Source organism: Sedimenticola hydrogenitrophicus, from assembly GCF_025175675.1.
In the GTDB taxonomy this organism is placed as follows: Bacteria; Pseudomonadota; Gammaproteobacteria; order Chromatiales; family Chromatiaceae; genus Sedimenticola; species Sedimenticola hydrogenitrophicus.
In genome coordinates, this window is the sequence record NZ_JANIOA010000001.1 from 107,786 (window position 1) to 126,015 (window position 18,230).

Consider the following 18,230-nt stretch of genomic DNA (forward strand, 5'->3'; position numbering starts at 1 on the left):
TATGCCCAACCAAATCGCTAGGTCTTTCAACAGCCTAGATTGACAATTCTCCTTTCCGCCGCCATTAAATCCCTGTGATACTTGGCTTTTCCGAGAACTTTACGGCTGTGGACCGACGTTGACGACTTTTCGCATTCCCATGAACTATGTGATAATTGCACGTTTTATTGGACGACCGGGAGGGGCATCTCTCATCGATACCCATCGATCCCCGGTCAGCCAGGTTTCTTTCCCTCCAGAGACAGCCGTGAAATCATGACTCAGACAGCGCGAAAAATACTGGTGACCAGCGCCCTCCCCTATGCCAACGGTCCGATCCATATCGGCCACATGGTGGAATACATTCAGACCGACATCTGGGTGCGATTCCAGAAGATGCGCGGCCACCAGTGTCTCTATGTCTGCGCCGACGACGCCCACGGCACCCCCATCATGCTGCGCGCCCGCCAGGAGGGAATCGGGCCGGAGGCCCTGATCGCCCGGGTCGCCCAAGAGCATAAGGCCGATTTTGCCGATTTCAATGTGGGCTTCGACAACTATCACTCCACCCACTCGGAGGAGAACCGACATTACGCCTCCCTGATCTATCAACGCAACAAGGAAAAGGGAAATATTGCCAACCGCACCATCACCCAGGCCTATGATCCGATCGAGGAGATGTTTCTGCCGGACCGCTTCATCAAGGGTGAATGCCCGAAGTGCGGCGCCCAGGACCAGTACGGCGACAACTGCGAGGAGTGCGGCGCCAGTTACTCCCCCAGCGAGTTGAAGAACCCGGTCTCGGCAGTCTCCGGCGCAACCCCGGTGGAGCGCAATTCCGAGCACTACTTCTTCAAGCTGGCCAATTTCGAGACCATGCTGAAGGCATGGACCCGGGGCGGCCACCTGCAGACCGAGGTAGCCAACAAGCTCGGCGAGTGGTTCGAGGCCGGGCTGCATGAGTGGGACATCTCCCGCGACGCCCCCTACTTCGGCTTTGAGATCCCCGACCATCCGGGTAAATATTTCTATGTCTGGCTGGATGCGCCGATCGGCTACATGGCCAGCTTCCGCAATCTGTGCGATCGCAGCGACGGCCTGGACTTCGATGAGTTCTGGGGCGCGGACGCCACCACCGAGCTGTATCACTTCATCGGCAAGGACATCATCTATTTTCACGCCCTGTTCTGGCCGGCCATGCTCAATGGTGCCGATTTCCGCACCCCGACGGCGGTCTTCTCCCACGGCTTCCTGACGGTCGACGGCCAGAAGATGTCCAAGTCACGCGGCACCTTCATCAAGGCGCGCACCTACCTGGACCACCTGAACCCGGAGTACCTGCGCTATTACTTCGCCGCCAAACTCGGCGCGGGGATCGAGGACATCGACCTGAACCTGGATGATTTCCAGGCACGGGTCAATTCGGACCTGGTCGGCAAGGTGGTGAACATCGCCAGCCGCTGTGCCGGCTTCATCAACAAACGCTTCGAAGGAAAACTGGCCGATCAACTCGCGGATGCGGCACTGTTCCAGAGTTTTGCCGAGGCCGGCGGGCAGATTGCCGAACACTACGAAAAACGTGAATTCAGCCGTGCCGTCCGCGAGATCATGGCACTGGCCGACCGCGCCAACCAGTACATCGACGAGCGGAAGCCCTGGGTCATCGCCAAGGAGGCGGGGCGTGAGGAGGAGCTGCAGCAGGTCTGCTCCCTGGGGCTGAACCTGTTCCGCCTGCTGATCGGCTACCTGCGGCCGATCCTGCCGGCGACCGCGGAATGCTCGGAGGCCTTCCTGCGGGTCGCCCCGCTGCGCTGGGATGCGCTGGCCACGCCCCTGCTGGGCCATGCGATCGATCCCTTCAAGCCGCTGATGACCCGGGTCGAGCCGAGCCAGATCGAGGCGATCATCACCGCCTCGAAGGCGGATCTGGAAAAACAACCGGGGGCGGCCGCCGCACCCGGCGGACCCCTGCTCGATGACCCGATCAGCGACACCATCGACTATGCCGATTTCGCCAAGGTGGATCTGCGGGTGGTGAGGATCGTCAAGGCGGAGCGGGTCGATGGCGCGGACAAACTGCTGCAGTTGACCCTGGACCTGGGCGGCGAGCAGCGCAATGTCTTTGCCGGCATCAAATCCGCCTATGAGCCGGCCGACCTGGAAGGACGCCTGACCGTCATGGTGGCCAATCTGGCACCGCGGAAGATGCGTTTCGGGCTGTCCGAAGGCATGGTGCTGGCGGCCGGACCGGGCGGGAAGGAGCTGTTCATCCTCAGTCCGGACAGCGGCGCCAAGCCCGGGATGCGGGTGAAGTGACCTGTATTGCAATCTAATCTACTGTTGTTAATGGGTAACTACTCATCCGATCTTTAAGTGATTGGCCTGCCTTGTTGGCCGATCTTGATCCAGCCATCATGTGAGGCCGGCAAGGTAGGCCTATCACCCCGTGAATAGTTACGTTAATGGAATAACTGCGGGAAGGAAGCGACGACATTATGCCCGGGGTGGCCGGGCGGTACGATACGGACGGAAAATACATGAAATATTGTGCATATATTTTCTCTGTTATTGATGATATATAATGCACTATACTTCAGGTAGCCGCCGGATATACCTAAAAGTTATAAGGTTATACACACACAAACTATCGGTTGTTAGCATTAGGGTTAACCACTACTATCGGCCATCCTGCTATATATGGTGTAGGTCTGCTATTTAATGAAAGAGTACGCGCTCATCCTTGTCAGTACCGTACTGGTCAACAACTTCGTTTTGGTGAAGTTCCTTGGCCTCTGCCCCTTCATGGGCGTCTCCAAGAAACTGGAGACGGCGGTCGGCATGGGCATGGCCACCACCTTTGTACTCACCCTCTCCTCCATCTGCAGCTACCTCGCCAATGAGTATCTGCTGGCCCCGCTGGGACTGGAGTACCTGCGTACCATCACCTTTATCCTGGTGATCGCCGCGCTGGTGCAGTTCACCGAGATGGTGATGCACAAGACCAGTCCGGTGCTGTATCAGCTGCTGGGCATCTTCCTGCCGCTGATCACCACCAACTGCGCGGTGCTGGGTGTCGCCCTGCTCAATGTCCAGGAGCAGCACGGCTTTATCGAATCCGGCCTGTACGGTTTCGGGGCCGCGGCCGGTTTCTCCCTGGTACTGGTGCTGTTCGCCGCCATGCGCGAGCGGGTAACCGTCTCCGATGTGCCGGTCCCCTTCCAGGGCGGCGCCATCGCCATGATCACGGCCGGGTTGATGTCGATTGCCTTCATGGGCTTTTCCGGCCTGGTGGCGAACTGAGGTGGCGTCGGTATGCTGATAGCGATCGCCGCCATTGCCCTGCTGGCACTCGCCTTCGGCCTGTTGCTCGGCTACTCCTCCATCCGCTTCCAAGTGGAGGGGGACCCGATTGTCGAGAAGATCGAGGCACTGCTGCCCCAGACCCAGTGTGGACAATGCAACTTCCCCGGCTGCCACGCCTATGCCGAGGCCCTGGCCAATGATGAGGCCGAGATCAACGCCTGCCCGCCAGGCGGCGAGACCACCATGATCGCCCTGGCCGATCTGCTGGGCAAGGACCCGATCCCGCTGGAAGGCGCCGCCGCCGAGGAGAAACCCAAGGCCGTTGCAGTGATCCGGGAGAACGAGTGTATCGGCTGCACGCTGTGCATCCAGGCCTGCCCGGTGGACGCCATCCTGGGTTCGGCGAAGCATATGCACACGGTGATCCGTGGCGAGTGCACGGGTTGCGAGCTGTGCCTGCCGCCCTGCCCGGTGGAATGTATCGACATGGTGCCGCTTGAAGTCAACACCGGTAACTGGAAGTGGCCGTTCCCGGGGGAGACCCACCCCAGCGATACGCTCGCCACCGCCTCCGGGAGCTAGAGAAGCGATATGCAGCATTCCGTGCAAAAGCAGCAGAAGCATACCCTCTACCGGTTCAACGGGGGATTGCACCTGCCGGAAAACAAAAGCCAGTCGCTCAAGCTCCCCCTGGAGAAGGCCGTACTACCGAAACGCCTGATCGTACCGCTGCAGCAGCATATCGGCGAGGGCGCCGAGCCGCTGGTCAAGGTCGGTGACCAGGTACTCAAGGGCGACATGCTGGCCAAACCCCATGGCTACGTCAGCGCCCCGGTACATGCCCCCTCCTCGGGGACGGTGGTGGCGGTCGATATCCTGCCCATTGCCCACCCCTCCGGCCTGCCCGCGCCCTGCGTGGTGATCGAGACGGACGGCCAGGAGCGCTGGGGCAACCAGCTGGAGCCCATGGCCGATTACCAGCACGCCGACCTCTCCCTGTTGCGCGAACGCATCCGCAACGCCGGCGTTGTCGGCCTGGGTGGCGCGGCCTTCCCCTCCAGCGTCAAGCTGACGCCGGGGCTGGAAAACCCGATTGACACCCTGATCATCAACGGCGCGGAGTGCGAGCCCTATATCACTTGCGATGACCTGTTGATGCAGACTCAGGCGGAGAAGATCCTGATCGGCGTCGGCATCATCCGCCGGCTGGTGGGTGCCGGGCGCTGTCTGTTCGGCATCGAGGACAACAAACCGGAGGCGATCCGCCGGCTGCGTCAGGCGGTCGCGGAAGCGGGCCTGGAGTGGGCATCGATCATCGCCATCCCAACGCTCTATCCGAGCGGCGGTGAAAAGCAGCTGATCAAGGTCCTGACCGGCAGGGAAGTGCCCTCGGGCAGCATTCCCGCCAAGATCGGCATGATCTGTCACAACGTGAGCACCGCCTTTGCCATCGCCGAGGCGGTGGTCGAGGGCCGACCGCTGATCTCCCGCTATGTCACCGTCACCGGCAACGGCGTCAGGCAGCCGAAGAACCTGGAGGTGCTGATCGGCACACCGGTGGCGGAGCTGATTGCCCAGGCCGGCGGCTATACCGGGCAGGTGGCGAAACTGATTGTCGGCGGCCCGATGATGGGCTTTACCCTGAACAGCGATGAAGTACCCGTCACCAAGGCGACCAACTGCCTGCTGGCGGCCGACAGCAATGAAGCGCCCGATCCCGGGGTGGCGATCGCCTGCATCCGTTGTGGCCGCTGTGCCAGTGCCTGCCCGGCCAATCTGCTGCCGCAACAGATGTACTGGTATGCGCGGGCCAAGGATCTGGAAAAGGTGCAGGAGTACAATCTGTTCGACTGTATCGAGTGCGGCTGCTGCTCGCATGTCTGCCCCTCGCACATCCCCCTGGTGCAGTATTTCCGTTTTGCCAAGACCGAGAGCTGGGCCCAGGAGAAGGAGCAGCGCGCGGCGGAACGGGCACGCCAGCGGCATGAGGCCCAACTGGCCCGCAAAGAGCGCCTGGAAGCCGAACGCAAAGCCAAGCTGCGGCAAAAGAAAGAGGCACTGAAAAAACCTGCCGTGCAGAAGCCCGATGCGGCCAAGCTGGACGCGGGCACGGTGGATGCCGCCGACGCCGGGGATCCGAAAAAGGCGGCCATTGCCGCCGCCCTGCAGCGGGCCGCCGAGAAAAAGGCCCGGCTGGCCGAACAAGGCGTGGAACCAAAGAACCAGGCTGACCTCAGCGAACCCCAGAAACAGGCCATAGAAAGGGTGGATAAACGCAGGGCCAACAGCGACGCCAATTCCGTCACCTCGGAAAAGCAGGGTGGATAACCAATGCGTTTCAGCACGATAACTTCACCCCACAGCGCGCGCCCCAACAGCGTGAGTAGAACCATGCTGCTGGTTATCCTGGCGCTGCTGCCGGGTGCCGCCGCCATGATCTGGTATTTCGGCTGGGGCGTACTGATCAACATGATCCTGGCCAGCGTCACCGCCGTGGCCTGCGAGGCGCTCGCCGTACGCCTGAGAAACCGGCCGGTGCTGCCGGTGATCAGTGACTTCAGTGCCGTCCTCACCGCGCTACTGTTGGCCGTCGCCCTACCGCCCTTGCTGCCCTGGTGGCTGACGGTGATTGGCGTCGCCTTTGCCATTCTGATGGTAAAGCAGATTTATGGTGGGCTGGGCTACAATCCGTTCAATCCGGCAATGGCGGCCTATGTGCTGTTGCTGGTCTCCTATCCGGTGCAGATGACCACCTGGCTACCGCCGGAGATGCTCAATGAACATCCCCTGACCCTGCTGCAGAGCGCCAGCGTCATCTTTACCGGGGCCCTGCCGGCGGGGCTCTCCTGGGATGCGCTCACCATGGCTACGCCGCTGGATGCCATGTTCACCCAGCTCGATCAGAGCCGGATGCTGAGCGAGATACTCGCCCAGCCGCTGTGGGGAGACTTTGGTGGCCGCGGCTGGGAGTGGGTCGGCAACTGGTATCTGCTGGGCGGCCTGTTCCTGCTCTACAAGCGGGTCATCAGCTGGCACATCCCGGTCTCCATGCTGGGCAGTCTGCTGGTGATCGCCATGCTGTTTCACTTCCTCGACCAGGAAGCCTATCCGTTCGGCATGTTTCACATTTTTACCGGCGGCACCCTGCTCGGTGCCTTCTTTATCGCCACCGACCCGGTGTCGGCCTGCACCACCAGGAAGGGGCAGCTGGTGTACGGCGCCTGCATCGGCCTGCTGGTGTTCATCATCCGTACCTGGGGCGGTTATCCCGATGCGGTGGCCTTCGCCGTGCTGTTGATGAACATGGCGGCACCGACCATCGACTACTACACCCAGCCGAGGGCCTTCGGCCATCAGGGGGCGGGGCGTGATTAAACATCCGGTCTCCGTGGCCGGCATTCTGCTGGCCCTGTTTGCGACAGCGGGCACCGCCCTGGTGGCGGTGACCAACAACCTCACTGCGGAGAAGATCGCCGCCAACGAGCGCGAGGCGCTGCTGCAGAGCCTGACCGCGCTGGTACCGGCGGAGACTATCGACAATGACATCGCCACCGATACCCGCCTGGTGTCACAGAAAGCCCTGCTGGGCAGCGACCAGACCCTGGTCTATCTGGGGCGCAAGGAAGGCAGCCCCGTAGCGGCGGTCTTCTCCTCCGTGGTACCCAACGGCTACAGCGGGCCAATCAAACTGCTGGTGGCGGTAAATACCGACGGCACCCTGGGCGGTGTCAGGGTGGTGGCTCACAAGGAGACCCCCGGACTGGGCGACAAGGTGGAAGAGAGCCGCTCCGACTGGATCTTCTCATTCGATGACAAGTCGCTCTCCAACCCGGCGCTGTCGGGCTGGAAAGTGAAGAAGGATGGCGGCCAGTTTGACCAGTTCACCGGCGCCACCATCACCCCGCGAGCCATCGTCAACGGCGTCAAGAATACCCTGTTGTATTTCCAGGAGCACGGCAAGGCGCTGTTTTTGAAAGCAGATGGCGCAACCCCAGACAAGGCACCCAAAGATGAGTGAGACAAGCTACGGCCGACTGATCCGTGATGGCCTCTGGAGCAACAACCAGGCCCTGGTGGCACTGCTGGGTCTGTGTCCGCTGCTGGCGGTGACCAATACCGCGATCAATGGCCTCGGCCTGGGCATCGCCACCACCGCGGTGCTGGTGCTGTCCAACGCCACCGTATCGTTGATCAGAAACCTGGTACGTCCGGAAGTCAGGCTGCCGGTGTTCGTCATCGTCATCGCCTCCTTCGTCACCGCCGTGGAACTGAGCATGAATGCCTGGTTCCATGACCTCTACAAGGTACTGGGCATCTTCATCCCGCTGATTGTCACCAACTGCGCCATCATCGGTCGCGCCGAGGCCTTCGCCTCGAAGAATCACCTGTTGCCGGCGATTGTCGATGGTCTCTCCATGGGCCTGGGATTTACCTGTGCACTGGTAGCGCTCGGTGCCATGCGGGAGTTGCTCGGTATGGGCACGCTGTTCTCACAGGCCGATCTGATGTTCGGCGCAATTGCTGCCGACTGGTCTTTCAGTCTCGGGGCGAATTTTCAGGGCATGCTACTGGCCATCCTGCCGCCCGGCGCCTTTCTGGGCATGGGTCTGATGATCGCGCTGAAGAACATCATCGACGGCAGACAGCGGAAAGCCCAACCGGCCAAGGCTGAGGCCGCGCCGGCCGGACTGGAGTCCGGGGCCACCTGATTCGAACCACGGATACACACAGATGGACACAGATGGGGTAGGTCACACAGCGCGTGGCCATGCACGTTCATGACCTCCAGCGTACGACAGTCGGGCTGTAGCGATGCTTGCTTAACCAAGAATCCGTGTTTATCCGTGGTTCTCCTTGAGAAAGTACTGAATCCGCAGCACTAACTCCTATAATCCTTAGGGCCGCCGATCGTGGTGTAGCGTTCTATGGCCTGGCGCAATAACGACTCGTCCACCGGCTTGGCGAGAAAATCATCCATACCCGCCTCGGCACAGGACTTGCGAATATTGGAGGTGGCATTGGCGGTCAAGGCGATGATCGGCAGCCGCCGGTCGCCCTGCTCCTGGCCCCGATATTCACGGGTAAACAGGATGCCGTCCATTTTCGGCATGCGCAGATCGACAAAGGCGATATCGAAACGCTGGCGCAACGCCAGCGCCAACGCCTCCTCGCCGTTCCGCGCCCAGCTTACCCGGCAGCCGATCCCGGCCAGCAGCGTACTCAGGACCCTGGCATTGATTTCATTGTCCTCGGCCATCAGCACATTGATCGGCAGCTCCAGCGGCGGCGATGAAACGCGCTGCCCGCCCTGCTCCGGACAACCGCCCCGCCGCAACAACCGGCCGACATGGTTCAGCAGCTCGGATGATATGAAGGGCTTGATCAGGAAGTGGCTGGCCGGGTGGTTATCCGACAGCTTCCGTTCCATGTAACCGAGATAGATGACGATCAGCTCACTCCCCAGGTGCTGGCGCAGAATCCTGCCGATTCGATAGACATCCTGCCCACCGGGAGAGTCCGCGATAATGGCAAAGTTCAGACCGCCCCCCCGCTCGGCACGTTGTATCAACTCGGAAAGCTCGCCAATATTGGATACACCATGGCAATGGATGCCCCGGGCAGCACACGACCGCCTGATGATTTCAAGAGAGCTCCTGTTGCGCTCGTATATCAGGGCACTGAAGCCGTCAAACCGGCATGTGCGATCGGTTGCCGGTGCGAGCGTCTGCCCAGCGAGCGGCAGTTGTACGCGAAATGTACTACCGGTTCCCGGACTGCTTTCCAAAGTAACCTCCCCATCCATCAGCTGGATCAGGCGCTTGGTGATCGTGGTGCCGAGCCCCAGCCCCCCATGGCCACGCGTTGAGGAGGCATCGGCCTGCCAAAACCGCTCAAACAGCTTCTGCTGCTGCTCCTGCGGGATACCGATGCCGGTATCCCTGACCGCGATCACCAGGCGCTGATGGCCCTCTTCGCGGTCATCCGCCAGGGTTGCCGACAACTCAATCTCACCCGACTCGGTGAACTTCAGGGCGTTGGAAAGCAGGTTGCAGAGTATCTGGCGTAATCGCAGTTCATCATAATAGAGCTGTGCCGGAACCGCTTCATCGACACGGCAGATGAGTTCCAGCCCCTTGTCCAGCGCCTGATGGGAATGGGTCAGGCTGATATCCCGGAGCAGTCCGCGGATATCGAACAGCTTTGGCTTCAGCACGAAACCCTCCGCGTCCATCTTGGAGAGGTCCAACACTTCGCTGATCAGGGAATCGAGAATATTTGCCGACGAGGCGATGGAGTCCAGATACTCCCGCTGTTCCAGATTCAGCGTGGTGTTCCCGAGCAGTTGCGACATCCCCACGATGCCGCTTAGCGGGGTGCGCAACTCATGGGTCATGCTGGAGAGGAAGATGCCCTTGGCCCGGTCGGACTGCTCCGCCTCCAGTCGTGCGGCATGCAGCTTGCGCAACAGGGAGTATTGATAGAGCGGCAGCAGAATCAGCAGCAGCAGAAAAAATATCACCTCGAAGGTGTATTTCTCCCACTGCCCCAGGACGGTCAGCAGCAGGGTGTAGGCGAGGATACTCAACAGCGAGGCCGCCTTCAGATGCCGTTTGCCATAGCGTGTTCCATAGGAGATGAAAATCCAGATATAGAGCAGGTAAAAAGGGCTCACCACCTCCTTGGTCAGATAGATACACAGGCTGGTGGCGGAGACGTCGAGCAGCAGGGAAAGATAGCGCCTGGCCTCCCACTCCGCCCGGTAGAATATGCTCACCAGCAGTAACAGAAACAGCAGCAGAAAACCGCCGAACAACAGGGAGTAGTCTCCCAGGTCGATGGCGTAATAATCCGACGCCGCGCCCAGGCCGATGTAGACGACGGCAAACAGCCAGATCGCCAGCCGCACCAGTGCGGACTGGAACTCGGGGTTCCTGAAAGTTGGAAGGTGCGGCCGACTGAGCATCCCATGCCTCGGTTGATGGTTCAGAATAAAGTTTCGCAAAGGGGGTATACTACTTTATATCTGTTGATTACTGAAATATGCTTATCCCCGAGCTTTCGGCGGGGTTGCGGAACGGCCAACCAGTGCACATTTAGCGGTCCCTGAAGCGGGTCGGCATGGTAAAATCCTCCCCATGAACCAGGCAACCAGACGCGCCATCTTTGAACGCTTTCGGGAACAGAACCCTCATCCCACCACCGAGTTGAATTACCGCTCCGCCTTTGAACTGCTGATTGCGGTGATCCTCTCCGCACAGGCCACCGACAAGGGGGTAAACAAGGCCACGGAAAAACTCTATGCCGTGGCCAACACCCCCGAGGCGATGCTCGCTCTCGGTGAAGCGGGACTCAAGAACTATATCAAGACCATCGGTCTGTTCAACGGCAAGGCGAGCAACATCATCAAGACCTGCGAACAGCTGCTGCGGCGCCATCACGGCCAGGTGCCACGGGACCGGGCGGCACTGGAAGCGTTGCCTGGCGTCGGCAGAAAGACCGCCAACGTGGTGCTCAATACCGTATTCAGGGAACCCACCATAGCGGTCGACACGCATATCTTCCGGGTGGCCAACCGCACCCGGATAGCCACCGGGAAAAATGTACTCGAAGTGGAAAAGAAGCTGCTGAGAAACATACCCGGGGAGTTTCTGCTGGATGCGCACCACTGGCTGATCCTGCATGGACGCTACACTTGCCTGGCTCGCAGCCCACGCTGTGGTTCATGCATCATCGAAGACCTGTGCGAATTCCGCGACAAGCGTCTGGACTGAGGGTTTCGGGATAATGTTTGGCAATGATCGAAATCAGATGCGCCGTTTCTATACCGAATCCTGGCGCAAAGCCCGTGCCGGGGAGGAACTCATCCCGCTGGAGCGGCTGCTGGCCGGAGTCATCCAGCAGCATCCGGAATATCACGCCCTGCTGGAGGCCCCGGAGAGCGCACTGGAGAAGGACTTCCTCCCCGATGCTGGCGAGACCAACCCCTTTCTGCACATGGGGATGCATATCAGCCTGCAGGAACAGATCGGCACTGACCGCCCGCCCGGAGTACGTCAGCTCTATCAGCAGGTGGTGCGGCGGATCGGTGACAGCCACGAGGCGGAACACCGGATGATGGAGTGTCTGGGCAGGATGCTCTGGGAGGCACAACGGGAAAACCGCCTGCCGGACGAACAGGCCTACCTGCGGTGCCTGCGGCGGCTGGCGGAAAAATAGCCGGCCATCAACCGCCGCCGTTCAACTCCAGCGCCTGGCGTGCCTTGCGTAGCTGTGCACCCTGTTTCTGGATGACATGCTGAATCAGTACATCCCGGTCCCGGCCCCGGATATTGAGGAAATTGGTGCGCAAACGGTGGGCACGCCCGGAAGCGTCGGCCTCCACGGCATCGCAGCCCACCACCTCGGCAAAGCAGAGGATGCCGGCATAGGAGGGCATCAACAGAATCTTCAGTTCCAGAATCGACCCGGGCTCAACAAATCGGGAAGTCTGGAAGGAGATACCCGAGGCACTGAGATTGACCGCCTGGGTCGGCTGACTCAACAGTTCGGTGCTCTGGGTCAACAGTGCGCGCCCCAGGATCTCGATCTTCTTGTCCAGCGACTTCAGATAGGCGGCAATCTCCGGGCGACTCAGCTCGATTTTATGCAGCGTCCCCGTCATCTCCTGGGTCACGGCGGTCAGGCTGCTGAGCACGGTGAAATCACTGTCCACTTCATTTTCCAGACGCTCAACAGCGGCCGGCAGGCTGTCCGCCGGAATCTGCCGATAACTCAGACTGAGGCTATCGTCGATACGAAAAAACTCTCTGCGCTCATCCCGCTTGTAATTCAACGCCCGCTCCCGAATAGACCATTCCTTAATTTAGGACCTGACGCCGTTTGTATCACCGCGCAAGCTCCAGCACCTCAGCACTCTCCCTATCCTCGCCCCGCTGAATGATCAGTTCAACCCGCCGGTTGATGGCCCGGTTTTCCCGGGAATCATTCGGCACCAGGGGAGCGGAATCCGCATGCCCCTCCACCGCGATGCGCTTGGGATCGATATTGGGATCATCCAGCAGGGCGTGGACCACGGTCACGGCGCGGGCGGATGAGAGCTCCCAGTTGGAGCGGAACCGATTGGTGGAGATCGGCACATCGTCGGTATGCCCCGCTACCACCACGTTGCCGGGGGTGCGTGCCACCGCCTCGCTGATGCGCACCATCACGCCATAGAAGTCGTCGTTCAGCTTGGCGCTGCCGGAAGGGAAGGAGCCCTTTTCGTTGATGCGGATAATGATCTTGGTCTGTTCCGTCTCCACGCTGACCAGACTCTCCTCGATTTCCAGCTTGAGTGCCTCGCGGATCTCCTCCGCCTGCCGGGCCACCTCTTCCAGCAATTTCTCCTTCTCGGCCTCGACCGCCGCCTCGGCCAAGCCGTCAGGCACCTCCAGATGCTGCTGCTCCACTTCCGTGGTCTGTTGCCTGACCTCATCGATAATGGCGGGGTCCGGAATGGTGGAGGGTGTGAACTCCTGCTTGATCACACTGGTGCCCATGACAATATCGGGTACCGGCACCTCACGCTGCACGCCAAAGGCGTCCTTCATCGATTCCGCCATCTTCTTGAAGCGGATCGCATCGATCTCGGCAAATGAGAGCAGCAGCACGAAAAAACACATCAGCAGAGACATCAGGTCGGCAAAGGTGGCCAGCCAGGGGGGCAGACCTGGATCACATTTTGGGCAATCGTCCGCCATATCGCTTACTCGGTCTCTTCCTTGGCGCGTTTATTCGAGGGCAGGTAGGTGGAGAGCAACTGCTCCAGTACCCGGGGGTTCATGCCTTCCTGGATCCCGGCAATGGTCTCGATGATCAGGGATTTATTGGTCTTCTCCAGGGCACTGGCCCGTGCCAGCTTGTCTGCCAGCGGCTGGGCAAAGGCGTTGGCGATAACCGCGCCGTAGAGCGTGGTCAGCAGCGCCACCGCCATGGCGGGGCCGATACTGGCCGGATCGGACATATTGGCCAGCATCTGTACCAGACCGATCAGGGTACCGATCATGCCCATGGCCGGGGCCATGGTGGCCATGTTCTTGAACATGGTCTGACCCACCTCATGACGATCTATCGTCAGATCGATATCCTTGCTCAGGAGCCGATTGACCAGGGCCGGATCATGCCCGTCGACACAGAGATTGATACCCTGTTTGAGAAAAGAGTTGCCGATCTCCTGCCCCTCCAGGGCCAGCAGACCGTTCTTGCGGGCCACATCGGCCAACCTGACCGCCTCCTCAATCAGCGTGGCCGCATCATCCGTTTTGTAGAAGAAGGCCTTCATGCCGATGGTGAAGGAACCGAGAAAATCCTTCAGTGAAACCTGCATCAGGGTCACCATGAAGGTGCCGCCCACCACAATCAGAATTGAGGGTATATTGACAAACAGCATGATATCACCGCCCGTCGCGATCGCGCCGATGATGATACCGATACCGCCAAGCAACCCGACCAGTGTCGCTATATCCACAAATACTTCCTCGTCACTCTACATAAAATCCAGGCACGCAATCCTGTAGCGGACAACCGCGGCGAAACTTTAGATATGGAGAGTGCAATATATTCGGTTAATTCGCTACAATCGGCCATCGATACCGCCCGCTTACAATTCCACGGGTTTCCGCCGGCAAATTGTCCAGACCCACCCGCGCTGGATGTCGCCAAACCCGCAAATCCACAACAGAAGGAAGGTTGAATTGAGTGCCCCATCCACGAAACCGATTCTGATCACCGGCTGTTCGAGCGGTATCGGCCTCTGTGTAGCCGAGGGTCTGAAACAGAGAGGTTACCGGGTGATCGCCAGCGCCAGAAAGAACCGGGATGTGAAGCGGCTTGCTGCAGCCGGGCTGGAAGCCGTGGAGCTGGATCTCGCCGACTCCGACAGTATCCAACGCGCAGTCGACCGGGTGCTGAGCATGACAGATAATCGGCTCTACGCGCTTTTCAATAATGGCGCCTATGGTCAGCCGGGGGCGGTCGAAGATTTGAGCCGTGAGGCGTTGCGCGCCCAGTTTGAAACCAACCTGTTTGGCTGGCACGACCTGACCTGCAAAATCATCCCGGTGATGCGCAGGCAGGGCGAGGGCCGGATCATTCAGAACAGTTCCGTGCTGGGTTTCGCCGCGTTGCCTTATCGCGGCGCCTATGTCGCCAGCAAGTATGCCCTGGAAGGTCTGAGCGATACCCTGCGGCTGGAACTGCAGGGCAGCGGGATATCGGTCAGCCTGATCGAACCGGGACCGATCGAAAGCCGTTTCCGGGCCAACGCCTACGTCATGTGGCAACGCCATGTCGATCCGACCGGCAGCCACCATCAGGCCGCCTACCGGGCGATGCAGGAACGGCTGACCCGGGATGGCCCGGCGGTGCCGTTTACCCTGCCACCGGAAGCGGTGCTGAAACGGGTGATCCATGCCCTGGAGAGTCCCCGGCCACAGATCCGTTATTACGTCACCTTTCCCACCTATCTGTTCGGCACCCTGAAACGACTGCTCCCGCATCGGCTCATGGACTGGGTGCTGAAGCGGGTGTGAGGATTCGGGAAGTCGCCCCTCGTTGGGGTTGCCTTGATTCGGAGCAGAGCCCCGGGGAATCTGTAGGATGCGGTGAGTGAAGCGAACCGCATCAAAGGGGCGCTGCCGTTTCCAGCGCGGTTTGGTGCGGTTCGCAAGCTCACCGGCACCCTACGTCCCACAAACACCCGCTGAATGACAGATGAGCTCCCGCCAAGGCACCAAGAGCGCGGAGTTTAAACTAGAGCACCTGCTTTCCCCGACACTCTTGGCATCGCTGCAGTCGTTGCCCGGAATACTCGATCTAACGCTGGGCGAAATAGTCCGCCAGGAACCGGGCAAAATCGCCCTTGTCCTGCTGTTCCATCTCCTGCTGGCGAATCAATGATGCCTCGGTTTCCTGCCGAAACATCCGATACCGCTCCGCATCCGGAATAAAACCGTTGAAATAGTCCCGGTGCTGCAGTGATTTACGCCGGGCAAAGTGAAAAAACCCCTCGCCCTGTTCGCGCATCTCCTGCAGCATCCGCGCGGAGGGTGTGCGATCCGGCTCCGCAACGCATGCCTGCTGCTGCAGAAGCGCCTGACGGTAGGGTTGGTCCGCGTCCCATTTATCCAGCAGTTCGCATACCGGCTCCATCGCCTGCAACAGCTCCCCGGCCCAGTCGTTCAGCCGGATATCCCGCCCCAGACGCGACAGGTAGAGCAACGGATCACGCCCCCGGTGAGCGGCGCCGCCAATGTTCTGATCGATCTCCCGGCGCTCCTGGACATTGATCGGCGGACTCTCAAGCAACAGGCAGAACACCATGAAGGCACGCAGGAAATGCAACTGCTCCTCGCTCACCCCCAGCGGGTCGAAGGCGTTGACATCCAGGGAGCGCAGCTCGATGTAGCGGACCCCGCGGCGACGCAGCGCCAGGGTGGGCTTCTCCAGCCCCTCCAGGACCTGTTTGGGTCGCACCGTGGAGTAGTACTCGTTTTCGATCTGCAAAATGTTGGCATTCAGTTGCTCGTAGCGGCCATTCACCTCCACGCCGATCTCCTCCCACATGGGGCAGGGCGTCTCGATGGCATGGGTCAGACTGCGGATATAACTCTCCAGGCTGTTGTAGTTGGCCTTGATGCCGACGCCCTTCTCCTTGCTGTTGGTGTAGCCGATGTCCCCCATGCGCAACGAGGTGGCGTAGGGTTCGTAATAGGTATGGCGATCGAACTCGAGCAAATCGGTCGGTTTGTCGCCCAGGAAGGATTTGCACACCGCCGGCGAGGCGCCGAACAGGTAGGGAATCAGCCAGCCGAAGCGCTGCAGGTTGCGGATCAACCCCAGGTAGGCGGCATCGGAGAACTCCCGCTGCGTCAGCCGGCTCCGCCGGAACTCCCGGTACAGGGGCCAGAAGGCCTCGTCGAAGGAGAAGTTGAAATGCACCCCGGCGATCACCTGCATGGTGCGGCCGTAGCGATGACCGAGGCCGCGACGATAGACATTCTTCATGATCCCGGCATTGGAGGTGCCGTAATAGGCCAGGGGGATATTATCCCCGCCATCCAGCACGCAGGGCATGCTGGTGGCCCACAGGTACTCGTTATCCAGGTGATCGTAGACGAATTTCTGGGTGTCGCGAAGAAAATCCAGCGCCTGCCCGGAACGCACGAAGGGCGGCGTTATCAGCTCGGCAAGGGCCTCGGAGTAGTCGGTGGTGATGTAGGGATGGGTGAGTGCCGAGCCCAGTGCCGGCGGGTGCGGCCGCTGCGAGATGCCGCCGTCCTCCGAGACCCGCAGGCTCTCCTTCTCAAGACCTACCGCCCCACCGCTGGCGAGATAGCGTCCAATATCATCCGGCAACTGGCGGATACGGTTTTCTACTGATTGATACAATCGCTTGGTCCCAGGTATGGTCTGTTCTGGTTGTTCGTCCCACCGGCACCGGAAACGACGCTGGATTGTCTGGCAGGGCGGCTGCTGGCATTATAAGGGCCTGTCAATAAATAACTACTACGTCTCGCTGGTCTTTTCGTCCGCCTTCGGCGTTACGGCAAGGCTTACATAGAGCGGCTATGCGCGCCTTGCCGTGCCTTGAAGGCAAACGAAAATCCGGCGCAATACATAGCAGTTATTTCTTTCCAGGCCCTAACCGGCGGGGCGGCCTTCTGTCCGATACGTGACCGCCACTGCCGCAGGACACCCCCTGGGTGTTATGTGTTCAGGGCTCGCGCAAGAATAATTTCGTAGTACCGAGGGCGTCACTGGACCACGCCGGCAAGGCACGCTTTGCAGGCAATGGCCGCTCCCTTGCCAAAAAGCGTAACGCCGGCGGCGGGGTGCAGTGGCGACCGAATACCGGAACTTATTCTTGCGCGAACCCTTAGCCTCAGGTTGGGCAAAGATAAGCGAAAATCAATAGCCAGGATAATCCAACTTTGAAGATGTCCATTTTTTTCGCCCTGCTTCTGGCCTTCAGTCAGTTGCAGGCAGGGGAGGAGCATCCCGGGCGAATCAAGCCGCAACCCGGGGCGCCAGGCCAAACATCCGCCACCCTCTCCCCAGCCGGCAGCGAAGCCTGGAACGGACTGGACCACAAGAAGCTGAAACTGCGCTCCGCCTCCGCGCTGATCGTGGACGGCAGTGGCAACAGAATCTACAGCAAACAGAGCCAGACCCCGCTGCCGATCGGTTCCATCACCAAGCTGATGACGGTCATGGTCATACTCGATGCCCAACTGCCCCTTGAGGAGAAGATCCGTATCACCAAGCAGGACCGGGACCTGATCCGGTTGACCGGTTCAAGGCTTCGCTATGGCGCCACCCTGAGTCGCGGCCGTCTGCTCGATCTGGCACTGATGGCTTCAGAGAACCGGGCCGCCAGCGCCCTGGCGCGGACCTATCCCGGCGGCACCGGGCGGTTTATCCAGGCGATGAATGCAAAGGCCAGGCAACTGGGAATGAGAGGTAGCCGGTTCACCGATGCCGCCGGACTGGATGCGGGTAATGTCGCCAGCCCCGAGGACCTAGTGAAAATGGTCAGGGCGGCCAGCAAATATCCGGAAATCGTGCAAGCCACCACCCGCCTAAAGCTGGATGTCCGTCCCTATCCCCGGCTTGGGCCGCTGACCTATGGCAATACCAATCGCCTGCTGAAGAACCAAGCCTGGGAGATCTCCCTCAGCAAGACCGGTTATATCAATGAGGCGGGACGCTGTCTGGTAATGCTGGCCAGGGTCAACGGACGTGAACTGATCTTTGTGCTGCTCAATTCATTCGGCAAGCTGACCCCGTTCGGCGATGCCAACAGGGTCAGGAAATGGATCGAACGGGGTGTTTCGGGATAGACTTAGGGCTCGCGCAAGGTAACTACTCACCCGGTCGGTAGGTGATTGGCCTGCCTTGTTGGCCGATCT

16 protein-coding genes are annotated in these 18,230 nt (G+C 60.2%); 11 read left to right on the forward strand and 5 right to left on the reverse strand.

Annotated features, from left to right (window positions below):
- The first annotated feature begins 255 nt into the window (after positions 1–255).
- From metG to NPX02_RS00540, 7 genes are all read left to right on the forward strand, one after another.
- On the forward strand, positions 256–2,295 hold the full coding sequence (gene metG / locus NPX02_RS00510; protein ID WP_260291151.1) for a methionine--tRNA ligase: 2,040 nt from the start codon (positions 256–258) through the stop codon (positions 2,293–2,295).
- A gap of 402 nt (positions 2,296–2,697) precedes the next feature.
- Positions 2,698–3,279 carry an electron transport complex subunit RsxA gene (rsxA, locus tag NPX02_RS00515; protein WP_260291152.1) on the forward strand — a complete coding sequence of 194 codons (582 nt, stop codon included), beginning with the start codon at positions 2,698–2,700 and terminating at the stop codon, positions 3,277–3,279.
- A gap of 12 nt (positions 3,280–3,291) precedes the next feature.
- Positions 3,292–3,864, forward strand: a complete 573-nt coding sequence (gene rsxB, locus NPX02_RS00520; RefSeq protein WP_260291153.1) for an electron transport complex subunit RsxB — start codon at positions 3,292–3,294, stop codon at positions 3,862–3,864.
- Between the two features lie 9 nt (positions 3,865–3,873).
- Positions 3,874–5,610 carry an electron transport complex subunit RsxC gene (rsxC, locus tag NPX02_RS00525; RefSeq protein ID WP_260291154.1) on the forward strand — a complete coding sequence of 579 codons (1,737 nt, stop codon included), beginning with the start codon at positions 3,874–3,876 and terminating at the stop codon, positions 5,608–5,610.
- Between the two features lie 3 nt (positions 5,611–5,613).
- Complete coding sequence (rsxD, locus tag NPX02_RS00530; protein WP_260291155.1) at positions 5,614–6,657, forward strand: electron transport complex subunit RsxD; 1,044 nt, start codon at positions 5,614–5,616, stop codon at positions 6,655–6,657.
- Complete coding sequence (gene rsxG / locus NPX02_RS00535; RefSeq protein WP_260291156.1) at positions 6,650–7,300, forward strand: electron transport complex subunit RsxG; 651 nt, start codon at positions 6,650–6,652, stop codon at positions 7,298–7,300. The genes rsxD and rsxG overlap by 8 nt, the downstream gene beginning before the upstream one ends.
- The gene (locus tag NPX02_RS00540) at positions 7,293–7,991 is read left to right on the forward strand and encodes an electron transport complex subunit E (RefSeq protein WP_260291157.1); all 699 of its coding nucleotides are present in this window, start codon (positions 7,293–7,295) and stop codon (positions 7,989–7,991) included. The genes rsxG and NPX02_RS00540 overlap by 8 nt, the downstream gene beginning before the upstream one ends.
- Before the next feature lie 170 nt (positions 7,992–8,161).
- On the opposite strand, the gene NPX02_RS00545 is transcribed toward NPX02_RS00540, so the two are convergent.
- Positions 8,162–10,246: an ATP-binding protein gene (locus NPX02_RS00545; protein WP_260291158.1), complete on the reverse strand. Its 2,085-nt coding sequence runs from the start codon at positions 10,244–10,246 to the stop codon at positions 8,162–8,164.
- A gap of 172 nt (positions 10,247–10,418) precedes the next feature.
- Between NPX02_RS00545 and nth the strand changes: the two genes are divergently transcribed.
- Both nth and NPX02_RS00555 read left to right on the forward strand, forming a co-directional pair.
- Positions 10,419–11,054, forward strand: coding sequence for an endonuclease III (nth, locus tag NPX02_RS00550; protein ID WP_260291159.1), 636 nt, complete (start codon positions 10,419–10,421; stop codon positions 11,052–11,054).
- 13 nt (positions 11,055–11,067) lie between these two features.
- Positions 11,068–11,499 (forward strand): DUF1841 family protein, encoded by a 432-nt coding sequence (locus NPX02_RS00555; protein WP_260291160.1) that lies wholly within the window; start codon positions 11,068–11,070, stop codon positions 11,497–11,499.
- 7 nt (positions 11,500–11,506) lie between these two features.
- Here the strand turns inward: NPX02_RS00555 and NPX02_RS00560 are convergent, their stop codons facing one another.
- From NPX02_RS00560 to pomA, 3 genes are read right to left on the reverse strand one after another with little or no spacing between them, the layout of a single operon-like run.
- Entirely contained in the window at positions 11,507–12,115 is a 609-nt protein-coding gene (locus NPX02_RS00560; RefSeq protein ID WP_260291161.1) for a PilZ domain-containing protein, read from the reverse strand.
- Positions 12,116–12,167: 52 nt separating this feature from the next.
- Complete coding sequence (gene tssL / locus NPX02_RS00565) at positions 12,168–13,022, reverse strand: type VI secretion system protein TssL, long form (protein ID WP_260291162.1); 855 nt, start codon at positions 13,020–13,022, stop codon at positions 12,168–12,170.
- Between the two features lie 5 nt (positions 13,023–13,027).
- On the reverse strand, positions 13,028–13,789 hold the full coding sequence (gene pomA / locus NPX02_RS00570; RefSeq protein ID WP_260291163.1) for a flagellar motor protein PomA: 762 nt from the start codon (positions 13,787–13,789) through the stop codon (positions 13,028–13,030).
- 184 nt (positions 13,790–13,973) lie between these two features.
- Between pomA and NPX02_RS00575 the strand changes: the two genes are divergently transcribed.
- A complete protein-coding gene (locus NPX02_RS00575) occupies positions 13,974–14,852 on the forward strand; it encodes an SDR family oxidoreductase (RefSeq protein WP_260291164.1) in 879 nt (292 codons plus the stop codon).
- A gap of 283 nt (positions 14,853–15,135) precedes the next feature.
- On the opposite strand, the gene gshA is transcribed toward NPX02_RS00575, so the two are convergent.
- Entirely contained in the window at positions 15,136–16,710 is a 1,575-nt protein-coding gene (gene gshA / locus NPX02_RS00580) for a glutamate--cysteine ligase (protein ID WP_260291165.1), read from the reverse strand.
- Between the two features lie 548 nt (positions 16,711–17,258).
- Between gshA and NPX02_RS00585 the strand changes: the two genes are divergently transcribed.
- Positions 17,259–18,161, forward strand: coding sequence for a serine hydrolase (locus tag NPX02_RS00585; RefSeq protein WP_260291432.1), 903 nt, complete (start codon positions 17,259–17,261; stop codon positions 18,159–18,161).
- The last annotated feature ends 69 nt before the right edge of the window (positions 18,162–18,230 follow it).

What these genes read in the sequence shown, in the direction of transcription:
- tssL (WP_260291162.1), bottom strand. Translation starts at nt 13,022, where the DNA reads ATGGCGGACGATTGCCCAAAATGTGATCCAGGTCTGCCCCCCTGGCTG.
- NPX02_RS00555 (WP_260291160.1), top strand. Translation starts at nt 11,068, where the DNA reads ATGTTTGGCAATGATCGAAATCAGATGCGCCGTTTCTATACCGAATCC.
- NPX02_RS00585 (WP_260291432.1), top strand. Translation starts at nt 17,259, where the DNA reads ATGTCCATTTTTTTCGCCCTGCTTCTGGCCTTCAGTCAGTTGCAGGCA.
- NPX02_RS00545 (WP_260291158.1), bottom strand. Translation starts at nt 10,246, where the DNA reads ATGCTCAGTCGGCCGCACCTTCCAACTTTCAGGAACCCCGAGTTCCAG.
- rsxC (WP_260291154.1), top strand. Translation starts at nt 3,874, where the DNA reads ATGCAGCATTCCGTGCAAAAGCAGCAGAAGCATACCCTCTACCGGTTC.
- nth (WP_260291159.1), top strand. Translation starts at nt 10,419, where the DNA reads ATGAACCAGGCAACCAGACGCGCCATCTTTGAACGCTTTCGGGAACAG.
- rsxA (WP_260291152.1), top strand. Translation starts at nt 2,698, where the DNA reads ATGAAAGAGTACGCGCTCATCCTTGTCAGTACCGTACTGGTCAACAAC.
- NPX02_RS00540 (WP_260291157.1), top strand. Translation starts at nt 7,293, where the DNA reads ATGAGTGAGACAAGCTACGGCCGACTGATCCGTGATGGCCTCTGGAGC.
- rsxD (WP_260291155.1), top strand. Translation starts at nt 5,614, where the DNA reads ATGCGTTTCAGCACGATAACTTCACCCCACAGCGCGCGCCCCAACAGC.
- rsxB (WP_260291153.1), top strand. Translation starts at nt 3,292, where the DNA reads ATGCTGATAGCGATCGCCGCCATTGCCCTGCTGGCACTCGCCTTCGGC.
- NPX02_RS00575 (WP_260291164.1), top strand. Translation starts at nt 13,974, where the DNA reads ATGTCGCCAAACCCGCAAATCCACAACAGAAGGAAGGTTGAATTGAGT.
- metG (WP_260291151.1), top strand. Translation starts at nt 256, where the DNA reads ATGACTCAGACAGCGCGAAAAATACTGGTGACCAGCGCCCTCCCCTAT.